The following is a 12,814-nucleotide window of genomic DNA, read 5'->3' as shown; positions in this document are numbered from 1 at the left end:
GGGGACACCACCGGCGAAGACACTACAGCCCGCTTGAAAAAGCCCATGTGTCGCGACTAAAACAAGCCACCGAGGTCCACGCAGATAGTCCGGGTACCAGCCCGGATGCCCCTGCTGGTCTCATTTCTTCAAAATAAGAGCCGCAGCTTCATGAGCTACTGCTCAGGTTAAAACTACGGCGCCGGTTGAAGCCTGCGCCGCAGCTAGTACGGGTAAAGCAGTTACAGGTACAACGTTACAAATTAAACGCCGCTTTGTAGCAGCATGCTGCGAATGTGGCCGATAGCCTTGGTAGGGTTCAGGCCCTTCGGACACACGTTCACGCAGTTCATGATCCCGCGGCAGCGGAATACGCTGAACGGGTCATCCAGCGAAGCCAGACGTTCCTGGGTGTGAGTGTCACGGCTGTCAGCCAAGAAACGATAGGCTTGCAGCAGTGCCGCTGGACCGAGGAACTTGTCTGGGTTCCACCAGAAGGACGGGCAGGAAGTCGAGCAGCAAGCGCACAGGATGCACTCGTACAGGCCATCAATCTTTTCACGTTCTTCTGGTGTCTGCAGGCGCTCGATGGCCGGAGCCGGCGAATCGTTGAGCAGGTACGGTTTCACCTTCTCGTATTGCTTGTAGAAGATGCTCATATCAACGACGAGGTCACGAATAACCGGCAAACCAGGTAGTGGACGTACCACCAACTTATTGCCCTTGACCACGGCAGACAGTGGCGTGATGCACGCCAAGCCGTTTTTGCCGTTGATATTCATACCGTCGGAACCACATACACCTTCACGGCAAGAGCGACGATAAGAGAATCCTTCGTCCTGCTCTTTGACCAGCGCCAACACATCCAGAACCATCAAGTCTTTACCGTTAGTATTGACCTGAAATTCCTGCATGAACGGAGCTGCGTCCTGATCGGGGTTGTAGCGATAAACACTGACTTGCAACATATCGGCCACCCTTAATAAGTACGGATCATGGGTTCGAAAGTCGGAACGGTTTTCGGCGAGAAGTTTACGGCACGTTTGGTTACGCGCTTGTCGCTCGGGAAAAACAGGGAGTGGCATAGCCAATTCACGTCGTCGCGCTCTTCAAAGTCTTCACGGGCATGAGCGCCGCGTGACTCTTTACGCACTTCTGCGGCGATCGCAGTGGCTTCCGCCACTTCCAGCAGGTTTTGCAATTCCAGAGCTTCGATACGGGCCGTGTTAAACGCCTGGCTCTTGTCGTTGATCTTGACGTTGGCGATGCGCGTACGCAGATCCGCCAATTGAGTAATACCTTTCTGCATATATTCGCCGGTACGAAATACACCGAAGTAGTTCTGCATGCAGCTTTGCAGCTCTTTGCGCAGCGAAGCGACATCTTCGCCGGTGGTACGCTCGTTCAAGCCAGCAAGGCGCTCGAGGGCGAAGTCGATGTCGGTCTCAGACGCGCGACGGTAGTCAACGCCTTCACGCAGGCTTTGTTCCAGGTGGATACCGGCAGCGCGACCAAAGACCACCAGGTCGAGCAACGAGTTGCCGCCCAGACGGTTAGCACCGTGGACCGATACGCAGGCCACTTCGCCCACTGCGAACAGACCGGGAATGATCTGATCCACGCCTTCAGCATTCTGGGTAATCGCCTGACCATGAATGTTGGTCGGAACGCCGCCCATCATATAGTGGCAAGTTGGCACTACCGGGATTGGAGCAACCGCAGGATCGACGTGAGCGAAGGTCTTGGACAGCTCCATGATCCCTGGCAGACGACTGTGCAGCACTTCCTCACCCAAGTGATCAAGCTTGAGCATTACGTGGTCGCCATCCGGACCACAACCGTTGCCGGCGATGATCTCCTTAACCATTGAGCGTGCTACCACATCACGACCCGCAAGGTCTTTGGCGTTCGGAGCGTAACGCTCCATGAAACGCTCACCATGCTTGTTGATCAGGTAACCGCCTTCACCACGACAGCCTTCAGTAACCAGTACACCTGCACCGGCGATACCGGTTGGATGGAACTGCCACATTTCAATATCTTGAACCGGCACGCCGGCTCGCAACGCCATACCGATACCATCACCGGTATTGATCAAGGCATTGGTAGTCGACGAATAGATACGGCCCGCGCCGCCAGTGGCCAATACAGTCGCGTTCGCACGGATATATGAGGTTTCACCGGTTTCGATGCAGATGGCAATGATGCCGACAAAAGCGCCATCCTGGTTCTTCACCAGATCAACACCATAGTATTCGTTGAGGAATACGGTACCGGCCTTCAAGTTGGCCTGGTACAAGGTGTGCAACAGCGCGTGACCAGTGCGGTCGGCTGCTGCGCAAGTACGTGCAGCCTGCCCGCCCTTGCCGAAGTCTTTCGACTGGCCACCGAAGGGACGCTGATAAATACGGCCCTGCTCAGTGCGGGAGAACGGCAAACCCATGTGCTCGAGTTCGAACACGGCTTCCGGGCCTACGGAGCACATGTATTCGATAGCGTCCTGGTCACCGATATAATCGGAGCCTTTGACGGTATCGTACATGTGCCAGCGCCAGTCATCGTTTGGATCTGCCGAAGCGATGGCGCAAGTGATGCCGCCCTGTGCAGAAACGGTATGGGAGCGAGTCGGAAACACCTTGGTCACTACAGCAGTCTTGTGACCACCTTGGGCCAACTGCAACGCAGCGCGCATGCCGGCACCGCCACCACCAATAATGATGGCGTCAAAAGAAAGCGTATTAATGTTAGCCATGAATCAGATACCCCAAAGAATCTGCACACCCCAGACGAAGTAAGCGAACATGGCGATGCCGCATACTGCTTGGAAAAGGAAACGTATTGCAGTCGCAGACTTGCCCAGCGCCATCGACGTCAGGTAGTCAGTCGCGATGGTCCACATGCCAACCCAGGCATGAGCGCCCAGTGCGACAAGCGCCAGCAGACTGAAGATACGCATCCAGCTGTTCGCGAACAGCTCATGCCATTGGGCAAAGCCCAGGCCTGGGTGTGCGACGATGTATCCGATCAGGAATATGAAATAAGCCGCGAGCACGACCGCAGATACGCGTTGCGCCATCCAGTCGTAGAGGCCCGAACGCGACAGGTTAGTGACGTTGGTTACCATATCCATACTCCTGCCAGAACGATCAACACCACGGATACGGCGAGAACGATTTTCGAGCCCAGTTTGCCGCCTTCCAGCGATTCACCGATGCCCATGTCCATGATCAAGTGGCGAATACCTGCCACCAAGTGATACAGCAAGGCGGACAAGAGACCCCAAATCACTAGCTTGGCTAGCACGCTGGTCAAACACGCCTTCACTTCGCCGAAACCTTCCTCGGAACCGAGCGACTTGCTTAATGCATAAAGCATGATGGCAAGGCCGACAAACAGGATGATTCCGGAGATACGATGAAGAATGGACGTGTAAGCAGTGACTGGGAGTTTGATGGTCCTTAGGTCGAGGTTTACAGGTCGTTGGCTATTCACGGCTTTTTTTCACACTGAAGAGCCCCTAACAATCAGGGCAAAGTTGTTGGGAAGTGCACTGGTCAGGTACCCACGCCCAGGGAGTGACGACCCCTTGAAACAAGGCCAAAAGCCCCTGGCGGTCGGACGTCGAGTATAGACAGTTAGGTCACTAATGACAACGCGCAGACCCTCCCTCTAATAGGCAATTGCGCCCATGAAATAAAAGGCGTAAACGGTGGAAAAATGCAGCCAACAGTCACGCTAAGAGCCCACTGCTGCAAGACTTTAGGCAAATTGACTTTAGAATTTATCTCACTATAGTGGTGCGGGCCCTGCGTGGGGGGTTTGTCTGATGATTTGAAGCATAAATAGGAGGCCACATGGCTGACAAAAAAGCGCAGTTGATCATCGAGGGCGCAGCCCCCGTCGAGCTGCCGATTCTGACCGGCACCGTTGGTCCCGATGTAATCGACGTACGCGGTCTGACCGCCACCGGCCGCTTCACATTCGACCCTGGTTTCATGTCGACCGCCTCTTGCGAGTCGAAGATCACGTATATCGACGGCGACAACGGCATTCTGCTGCACCGCGGCTATCCCATCGAACAGCTGGCCGAACAATCGGACTATCTGGAAACCTGCTACCTACTGCTCAATGGCGAACTGCCGACTTTCGAGCAAAAAGCTCAATTCGTCGTCATCGTCAAGAACCACACGATGGTGCACGAACAGCTGAAGACGTTCTTCAACGGCTTCCGTCGCGACGCGCACCCAATGGCGGTGATGTGCGGCGTGGTAGGTGCCTTGTCGGCGTTTTATCACGACTCTCTGGACATCAATAACCCACAGCATCGCGAAATTTCCGCGATTCGCCTGGTTGCCAAGATGCCTACCCTGGCAGCAATGGTCTACAAGTACTCCATGGGCCAACCCATGATGTACCCGCGTAACGACCTGAACTACGCTGAAAACTTCTTACACATGATGTTCAACACGCCGTGCGAGATCAAGCCGATCAGCCCAGTGCTGGCGAAGGCTATGGATAAGATCTTTATCCTGCACGCGGATCACGAGCAGAATGCATCGACCTCAACCGTGCGCATGGCCGGCTCATCGGGTGCGAATCCGTTTGCCTGTATTGCCGCAGGTATCGCTGCACTCTGGGGGCCGGCACACGGCGGTGCGAACGAAGCAGTACTAGCGATGCTGGATGAAATTGGCGATGTATCAAACATTGACGCTTTCATTGCCAAGGCGAAGGATAAGAACGACCCGTTCAAGCTGATGGGCTTCGGTCACCGCGTTTACAAAAACCGCGATCCGCGCGCCACCGTGATGAAGCAAACCTGTGACGAAGTGCTGAGAGAGCTGGGCATCACAAATGATCCACAGCTGGAACTGGCCATGCGTCTCGAAGAAATTGCGCTGACTGACCCATACTTCATCGAACGCTCGCTTTACCCGAACGTCGACTTTTATTCGGGCATAATCCTCAAAGCGATTGGCATTCCGACTAGCATGTTCACCGTAATCTTCGCCTTGGCGCGGACTGTCGGCTGGATCTCGCACTGGAAAGAAATGCTTTCAAGCCCGTACAAGATTGGCCGCCCTCGCCAGCTGTACACCGGTTACGTGTCGCGCGACATCGTGCCACTCGAAGACCGCAAGTAAGCTTCGGCCTTAAACCCGAAGAAAAAAATGGCTGCCATTGGCAGCCCTTTTTATGCTGAAATTGCGGGACTATTACTTCTCGGCCCGCTCCCTCAACGCCTTTAACGTATTGAACGGCGCATCGACGACAAACTTGTTTGCTAGCCACGATGGCACGCTACCACCTGGCTCGGTGTGAACTTGATAGATCACTTCAGTCTGATCGGGGCCCTTGGGCACGAACTTCCAGAATCCCTCTACTTGTGCGACCCGCACAAATCCCTTTTCTTCCGGGACGTAGGTCGGGACGCCCTCGAGCTTGCGGGTCAGCGAGCCGTCAGCCCCCTCCTCCGTGGTAACCATCAGCACCGAATCACGCGGGGTCACTGGCCAAGGCGTATTGAACTGGGTGTAAGTCCACACCTTTCCACCGTCGAATTTCAGCACTTTCTGCGTCTTGCATTCATGGATCCAGGCGCAGGCGCCCACCACGTCTTCCTGTAGCTTGCGCAGCTGTGTCACGCTCGCCTTGATCGTGGTGACCCCGCGATAAGCCTTGTACTGCGAGCCTGCTACCTCGCTCAGAGAGACCTTTATACCTCCCTCATCCTTGGCGACCTTCCAATTATCAGCCTGAGCAGCAACGGCCATCAACGCAGTCAAACCACCTACAACAGCCATCCGATACAGCGAACCCATTGTTATATTCCTTTTTGGCAAAGTTCTGGTAAATCGGTTGCGGTAAATCTGGTTGCCCACTATCCCTACATGCTCATCTGATTATGCGGTCGAGGTTGCTTGCTCCCACCAGTCAATCAGGCGAATCGCATCGGACTGGCTGGTGCCACAGACTTCCTCATCAGCCGAAAAAGAAATGCAAACCGCCGGACGCTCTGGCGTGCCGAATAGAGCACACAACGATTCGACAGAAAGGTGCAGGCAGCGTTCTCCAGCGGCCTTGCCATTTGGCATGCCGGGAATAGGCGAACTGATGGAGGGAGCGATGCAGCACGCGCCACAATTTGGACGACAGTCCATAACCGGTATTCTCACGCAGGAAAGCAGTGGTCTAATCGAAGGTGATAGTACCCGCTAAAACAACCGTTTGAAAACACGACGTTCATGGCCCCCTGCGCACGTTATTGTTTGAACTCGAAATCCAGGGCTGCACCCTCGACCTCCCGATGACTCTCGTCACGAAGCTGCAACTGCATTTGATTGCTCAGCAAACGGCCGTTTAGCTGAAACGGACTGTCTTTAGTGGACTTCTTCTCGCTGAACATCGGCGGCAAGACCGCTTTATGAATGATGGGCTGAACTTTCCCAACAGGATGCAGTTGGTCGACCATTTCGCTAGGGAGTGTCAAATCTAGAATCGGTTTGTCCAGACGCGTTTGCTGTACCACCTTACTGGACGGCTTGGTCTTGCCGGCGATCTGTACGCGCGCTTTGGCAGCGGCCTCAGACTTGGAATTGCTCGACGCTGCGCTGATGTTCGTTTTGAAGATAGCTGGCTTTTTAACTGACGACGAATGAGCAACCACAGGCACCACCACCACATTAGGTGCCAATACATGCTCGGGCTCTCTCGCCACCTGCTTAAACGGCTTAGCGGGAGCATTAACTATCAATGGCGCCGATGGCTTCACCCCTGACTGGGACGAGTTAACGTCAGACTGCCCAGCGGTTTTTGTTTCAACCGAAGGAGATTCGATCGAAACCTTAGGTGTCGGTGCATGAGGCGTCGGCGATTTGTCAGCATCACACGCGCTTAGCAGCGTAATCAGCAGTAACCCAATAGACCGAGAAAGATTATTCATAATAGAGGCGAAAGTTAACACCGAGGCGGAGGACACATGCTCACCTGTTGGCCGATCTGTGACAAGCATCCGACTCATCTAGCCACAGAAAAAAAACAGTTGATAAGAATCGTTTTAGACACTGAAAACCCTAATACGCCAACGCCGCCTCCTGACACAATTGCTTCGCGAGCATGCCCAATGTCATGACTGCGCGCTCGGCCTCCCGGTTCCAAGGAACACCACAGTTAAGTCGAATGCAATGATTGAATTGCTCTGTATTGCTGAAAATCAAGCCCGGAGCGATGCTAATCCCCTGTTCAAGCGCGCGCACATGCAGTTCCTGAGTATTAACGCGTCCGGGCAAACTCACCCACAGGATAAATCCACCCGTTGGACGACTCATTTGCGTCCCTTCCGGGAAGTACTGCTGCACTGCCAGCTGGAAAGCACTCAGATTTTTTCGATATTCAAGTCGAATGAAGCGTAGATGGCGGTCATAACCACCATTTTCAAGATAAGCGGCAACCCCCATTTGGGTGACGCTGCATGCGGAATGAGTACTAAAAGTCTGCAAGCGCTGGATTTCGGCTTGGTACTTACCGGCGATGACCCAACCAATACGCACGCCTGGGGACAGTGTCTTGGAGAAACTGGAGCAATAAATCACATGCCCCAGCCGATCAAACGCTTTTAGCGACTTGGTGCGCCCCAGCTCAAACATTAATTCGCCATAAATGTCATCTTCAACAATTTGAATATCGAAGTCTGACGCTAAGCGCAACAGCTGTTTTTGGCGCTCCTCCGGAACGGTTCCGCCCAGCGGGTTACTCAGCCGTGAGGTCATTACCAATGCCTTGATCGACCATTGATTGGCCGCCAACTGCAATGCTTCCAGGCTAATACCGATGGCCGGGTCGCTGGGAATCTCTATAACCTTGAGCCCCAAAAGATCCGCCAACTGCAGCAGGCCATAATAAGTGGGCGACTCGGTTGCGATTAGATCACCTGGACGGGTCAATACGCGTAAAGACATCTGCAACGCGTCAACACATCCATGGGTGATAACAACTTCGGACGGGTCTACAACCACTCCAGCGTCGCGCATGCGAATGGCGACTTGCCGACGCAATGGCTCAAAACCAGGACTGAACATATAACTGAAAGCACGTGGACTTTGAAAGCGGGTCACTTTAGCAATTTGTTGATGAAGGGCACGCACCGGCAAATAGTCGACATGGGGCGTGGCTGCTCCTAACGGAAATACACCCTCACGCCGGGATTCGACCAATACCTGCTGAATAATGCTGCTGCGCGTGACCAACCCAGGCCGCTCTACACGGGCGATATCAGGCGTCTGTGCGGTTAGCGCCGGGGTTTGGTGCACGTAATAGCCGGATTGCGGCCGCGCACGGATCAGACCTTGATCTTCAAGGTTTGCGTAGGCCTGCAGAACGGTCGCATGACTAACGTTGAGCTGCGAACTCATTTTGCGAACTGAAGGTACACGTTCCCCAGGCTGATAAACGCCACGTCGAATATCTTCAGCCAACTGCTGGGCAATGCGCTGATAGAGCAGAAGATTGGTCACAATACGGCCCTCAATTTCACGGCCCTCAATTTCGCTGACGACATTTTTTTATATGGCATTAAGTACGTCGCCAACCGTAACAGTTCAGAAGTGTACTGGAACAGTTTGTATAAACCATAGCGATTAATCGCGCTGTGGAAATATAGTTAACGATATACACGCCAAATTAAGGAATATTTTGTGCCCAAAGATATCCGACACTACTAAAAGTCCAGCGTCGACTTCTTAAGGAAATAGCCTAGCGTTTAGCGCTTAATACGCCTTTATCGTCCGAAAAAACGATCTCGACCCTACGATTCTTTGCCCTGCCCCGCTCCGATGCGTTTACATCGACAGGAAACTGAGCACCGAAGCCCTCGACCTGAATACGAGCGTCGTCGACGCCCATATCAGCAATCACATCCGCTACAGACTGGGCGCGATCCTTCGACAGCTGAAAATTTTCCTGCTCGTAACCGGTACTGTCGGTATAGCCCTCAATCCGAATGATTCGCTTCGGATTGAGCTGGAGAAACTGCACCAATTTCAGCAACGTGTGGTTGGCCGAAGGTTTAAGCTCGGTATTGCCCGTATCAAACAACACATCGCCTAAAGTCATAATCAAACCACGATCCGTTTGCGTCGTAACCAGAGCGGCCATCTGCGACTCCAGCCATATCCCTTGCTGCTGAAGACTGCTCAATTTGGCTTCGCGCAGTTCTAACTGCAAACGCTGGCGCTGTAAATCAGAGATGGCGAGCTGCTCCTGCTTGAGCATCAATTGCGTATGCTCGCGAGCGATTGCGCTATAGCGACTACTGAGATACGCGTAATGAATGACGTCCGCGCCACTTCCCCAATAGGTGGACAGTCGTTCAGCACGGGCTAACAACTCTCCAGCCCGGATGACATCTTTGGGCGCGCCACGCAGAACGTTTGTGTCTTCTTTGACCTTCTGGAAATCGACGCTGGCCTCCTGCAACGCCTGATCGCTGCCTAGATGGCCGGCACACCCATAAAGGCTTGCTATGCCGAACACCATAAACACGCTCAGGCCACGAGAATTCAGTTTCATTGCGCGGTTCTCTCTGCAGCCCCTACTTGCTTGTACAAACGATTAAGGCGGGTATTGAGCTGCGCGAGCTGCTCTGCACTTTTTTCGTTCAATACATGGGCTTCAGCCAATCTTGCATCCAGCTCTGACTGTTCAGCCTGCATTCGAGCAGCTTTGAAGGCATTTTTTCCCATGTCGATGTGAGCCTGAATAAGTTTTGACTGAGCCATACGCATTTCAGGTATGTCCTCGGTGGCACCCACCGCCTTGGCTTGTTCAACCGCCTGATCCGTAAGCTTTAATTGTGCAATAGGGGCCGGATCGTTGGCACAGCCCGCCAAAGTGACAATGGCCACGGCGATGAATAAGGATCGAATAGTCACGAAAACTTTCCTATTTATTGAGGACACTGGCCGTTTGTAACTGCGCTTTCCACAGCGCTAGATTACGAGTCACTGCATCTGCAGACAGACCGGAGGCGGCCAATTCTGTCATTTTTTTTGCCAACTGTCCGCGCAGCCAAGGCTCGTTACACGCCGAGTTGAATGACAAGCCAACATACAGACCGGTTTTGTCCACGGGTAGCGGTTGGGCAATTAGATCGGAGGAAACCCCAAGCGTTTGGGTCGTGGCCAGCCCCGAGTAACGACCGGCAAGAACATATTCAAACTGCCCATCCAATAGTTTCTGAAAGGCTTGGGCCAAATTAACCGTACGCGCAACGCTAAGGTGCTCGGTGACGGCTGTTTCAAACCCTGGGCTCAAACGAATTTTTTCCGACATCCCGCCGACACGACCGTGCAGATCGGCCAAAGCATTGAACGGTTGCGCGTGACCACGTCGAGTCCACACCATAATTTCGTTCTGGATGATGGCGGGATGAATGTAATCCAACGCTTCCAATTCAGCGATCTTCAGCGGCACATCAATCAATGCATCCATGCGACCGCTGCGCACTTCGTCCAGCGCCTCGTGGCGTTTTCCTGCATACAAAATTTCAACTTTCAGGCCCATTTCTTGCGCAGCCTGCTTAAACAAATCCGCATTGGCGCCTATCAGGTGTTTTGGATCCTTGGAGTCACGCCAAAGGTAAGGCGGGGCATCAGGGCTTCCAGTTACGATCACGCGCTCGCATCTCCCGATAGCAAAAGCGCACATAGGCAACATGAACAAGCCGTAAAAAACAGCTGAGGATAGCCGCCGAGCCTTGTTCATGAGTAAACCCTTTATCAAAGCCAATAAAAAACCCGCTCATTGGGGCTGCGTGAAATGTGCGGGGCGTCGAACTTCCGACTTACCGCTATTCACTCAACCCCGAAACGAACGGGTTGTCTTTATAAGTGAAGAGCCTGGATTAAACCAGTTTCTCAAACTCAGGTACTGCGTCGAACAAATCAGCAACCAGGCCGTAATCTGCTACCTGAAAAATCGGTGCTTCTTCGTCTTTATTGATCGCAACAATCACTTTTGAGTCTTTCATACCGGCCAGATGCTGGATCGCACCGGAGATACCAACGGCGATGTACAACTGTGGCGCAACGATTTTGCCAGTTTGACCGACCTGCATATCGTTGGGCACAAAACCCGCATCAACGGCGGCGCGAGATGCACCTACAGCGGCGCCAAGCTTATCAGCCAGGGCGTACAGGTGTTTGAAGTTATCGCCATTCTGCATGCCGCGACCGCCGGAAACGACGATTTTAGCCGCTGTCAGTTCTGGACGATCCGACTTGGCCAGTTCTTCGCTGACAAAGGAAGATGTGCCAGCGTCGTGAACAACAACAACTGCCTCAACTGAAGCGGAACCGCCTTGAGCGGCAACCGGGTCAAAACCCGTCGCTCGCACGGTGATCACTTTGATCGCCGCAGAAGATTGTACGGTGGCGATGGCATTACCGGCGTAGATCGGACGCTTGAAGGTGTCAGCGCTTTCAACTGCGATGATTTCCGAGATCTGATCGACATCCAGTTGCGCAGCAACACGCGGCAGGATGTTTTTACCGTTGGACGTAGCAGCTGCCAGAACGTGGCTGTAGCCCGATGCCAGCTCGACAATCAGCGGTGCCACGTTTTCTGGCAGTTGATGTGCGTAGGCAGCGTTGTCCGCGACCAGCACTTTCGAAACGCCCGCAATTTTCGCAGCAGTTTCAGCGACTGCGCCGACGTTGGTGCCGGCTACCAGCAGGTGAATGTCACCGCCGATTTTTACCGCAGCAGCCACGGTATTCAAGGTCGCTGGCGCAACAACACCATTTTCGTGTTCAGCTATAACCAAGATAGTCATTTAGATTACCTTCGCTTCGTTTTTCAGTTTCTCGACCAGTTCAGCCACCGACTTGACCTTGATACCTGCGCTGCGAGTTGCCGGCGCTTCGACTTTCAGGGTTTTGGTCGTGGAGGCGGTAGATACGCCCAAAGCTTCAGGAGTCAGCACTTCAAGCGGCTTCTTCTTGGCTTTCATGATATTTGGCAAGGACGCGTAGCGTGGCTCGTTCAGACGCAGGTCCGTGGTCACGATCACTGGCAGACTCAGAGAAACAGTCTGCAGGCCGGCATCGACTTCGCGAGTGACGCTGACTTTGTCCCCAGACACTTCGATCTTGGAAGCAAAGGTGCCTTGAGCGTAACCGCTCAAAGCAGCAAGCATCTGACCGGTCTGGTTATTGTCGCTGTCGATGGCCTGTTTACCCAAGATCACCAACTGCGGTTGTTCTTTGTCGACGACAGCCTTGAGAAGCTTAGCCACTGCCAGCGAGTTCAAATCTTCGACGCACTCAACCAGAATTGCGCGATCAGCCCCCAGAGCCAATGCAGTACGCAGTTGCTCCTGAGCGGTGGTCGGGCCGACAGAAACAACGACGATCTCAGTGACGAGGCCTTTTTCTTTCAGGCGTACCGCTTCTTCAACAGCGATTTCGCAGAAAGGATTCATCGACATTTTGACGTTAGCGAGGTCAACGCCGGAGTTGTCCGCTTTGACGCGAACCTTGACGTTGTAGTCGACCACTCGTTTGACAGCTACAAGAACCTTCATGGATTCCTCGTTACTCTCCGGTGAAAAGAAAGTCGCCTGGACGGACCTGGCGATGGGTGCAGCCTACGGCGAGCGCAAAACCGCCCGTATCTTGACCGGAACGCCTTTTCTGGTCAATACGCCAAAATGGCCAGTTATAAGCCGCACCACTTTGATTTATCAGGGTTAGAAAGAATTCAAACAAACGTTTGTATTGGACCTGCGCGTTGGTGTAGATATAATGCGCCCCTTTGACCGTGCGCGACGGTAAGAATG

Annotated in this window: 15 protein-coding genes; 2 read left to right on the top strand and 13 right to left on the bottom strand. The window is 53.4% G+C overall.

The features are described 5' to 3' along the window. Positions 1-242: 242 nt before the first annotated feature. Genes QN378_RS05065 through sdhC form a run of 4 tightly spaced genes read right to left on the bottom strand, consistent with a single transcriptional unit; the run spans position 243 to position 3,471 of the window. Positions 243-947, bottom strand: a complete 705-nt coding sequence (locus tag QN378_RS05065; protein WP_322202973.1) for a succinate dehydrogenase iron-sulfur subunit — start codon at positions 945-947, stop codon at positions 243-245. Positions 948-958: 11 nt separating this feature from the next. After that, entirely contained in the window at positions 959-2,731 is a 1,773-nt protein-coding gene (gene sdhA, locus QN378_RS05060) for a succinate dehydrogenase flavoprotein subunit (protein ID WP_322202971.1), read from the bottom strand. A gap of 3 nt (positions 2,732-2,734) precedes the next feature. Next, a complete protein-coding gene (gene sdhD / locus QN378_RS05055; RefSeq protein WP_322202970.1) occupies positions 2,735-3,103 on the bottom strand; it encodes a succinate dehydrogenase, hydrophobic membrane anchor protein in 369 nt (122 codons plus the stop codon). Beyond that, positions 3,097-3,471 (bottom strand): succinate dehydrogenase, cytochrome b556 subunit, encoded by a 375-nt coding sequence (gene sdhC, locus QN378_RS05050; RefSeq protein ID WP_322202969.1) that lies wholly within the window; start codon positions 3,469-3,471, stop codon positions 3,097-3,099. The genes sdhD and sdhC overlap by 7 nt, the downstream gene beginning before the upstream one ends. 362 nt (positions 3,472-3,833) lie before the next feature. Here sdhC and gltA point away from each other — a divergent pair, with 362 nt between their 5' ends. Further along, positions 3,834-5,123 carry a citrate synthase gene (gltA, locus tag QN378_RS05045; protein ID WP_323546426.1) on the top strand — a complete coding sequence of 430 codons (1,290 nt, stop codon included), beginning with the start codon at positions 3,834-3,836 and terminating at the stop codon, positions 5,121-5,123. Between the two features lie 72 nt (positions 5,124-5,195). Here gltA and QN378_RS05040 read toward each other — a convergent pair whose 3' ends face one another. The 9 genes from QN378_RS05040 to QN378_RS05000 all read right to left on the bottom strand — a co-directional run bounded on the left by QN378_RS05040 (position 5,196) and on the right by QN378_RS05000 (position 12,559). After that, positions 5,196-5,801, bottom strand: a complete 606-nt coding sequence (locus QN378_RS05040) for an START domain-containing protein (protein WP_322202967.1) — start codon at positions 5,799-5,801, stop codon at positions 5,196-5,198. An 81-nt stretch (positions 5,802-5,882) separates the two neighbouring features. Further along, entirely contained in the window at positions 5,883-6,140 is a 258-nt protein-coding gene (locus tag QN378_RS05035) for a YkgJ family cysteine cluster protein (protein ID WP_322202966.1), read from the bottom strand. Between the two features lie 101 nt (positions 6,141-6,241). Beyond that, on the bottom strand, positions 6,242-6,922 hold the full coding sequence (locus QN378_RS05030; RefSeq protein WP_323546430.1) for a translation initiation factor 2: 681 nt from the start codon (positions 6,920-6,922) through the stop codon (positions 6,242-6,244). A 130-nt stretch (positions 6,923-7,052) separates the two neighbouring features. Next, complete coding sequence (locus tag QN378_RS05025; protein ID WP_322202963.1) at positions 7,053-8,492, bottom strand: PLP-dependent aminotransferase family protein; 1,440 nt, start codon at positions 8,490-8,492, stop codon at positions 7,053-7,055. A gap of 238 nt (positions 8,493-8,730) precedes the next feature. Then, positions 8,731-9,546, bottom strand: coding sequence for an OmpA family protein (locus tag QN378_RS05020; RefSeq protein ID WP_323546434.1), 816 nt, complete (start codon positions 9,544-9,546; stop codon positions 8,731-8,733). Beyond that, positions 9,543-9,908, bottom strand: coding sequence for a DUF4398 domain-containing protein (locus tag QN378_RS05015; RefSeq protein ID WP_322202961.1), 366 nt, complete (start codon positions 9,906-9,908; stop codon positions 9,543-9,545). The genes QN378_RS05020 and QN378_RS05015 overlap by 4 nt, the downstream gene beginning before the upstream one ends. Before the next feature lie 10 nt (positions 9,909-9,918). Beyond that, the gene (locus QN378_RS05010; RefSeq protein WP_322202960.1) at positions 9,919-10,740 is read right to left on the bottom strand and encodes a substrate-binding periplasmic protein; all 822 of its coding nucleotides are present in this window, start codon (positions 10,738-10,740) and stop codon (positions 9,919-9,921) included. A gap of 139 nt (positions 10,741-10,879) precedes the next feature. Beyond that, positions 10,880-11,809, bottom strand: a complete 930-nt coding sequence (locus tag QN378_RS05005; protein ID WP_322202959.1) for an electron transfer flavoprotein subunit alpha/FixB family protein — start codon at positions 11,807-11,809, stop codon at positions 10,880-10,882. Then, positions 11,810-12,559 (bottom strand): electron transfer flavoprotein subunit beta/FixA family protein, encoded by a 750-nt coding sequence (locus tag QN378_RS05000; protein WP_322202958.1) that lies wholly within the window; start codon positions 12,557-12,559, stop codon positions 11,810-11,812. On the opposite strand from QN378_RS05000, the gene QN378_RS04995 reads away from it, so the two are divergent. Further along, entirely contained in the window at positions 12,558-12,728 is a 171-nt protein-coding gene (locus QN378_RS04995) for a hypothetical protein (protein ID WP_322202957.1), read from the top strand. The genes QN378_RS05000 and QN378_RS04995 overlap by 2 nt on opposite strands. Positions 12,729-12,814: the final 86 nt, after the last annotated feature.

The organism is Pseudomonas sp. 10S5 (assembly GCF_035019745.1).
Taxonomy (GTDB): domain Bacteria; phylum Pseudomonadota; class Gammaproteobacteria; order Pseudomonadales; family Pseudomonadaceae; genus Aquipseudomonas.
This window is presented reverse-complemented; position numbering and strand designations above follow the sequence as displayed.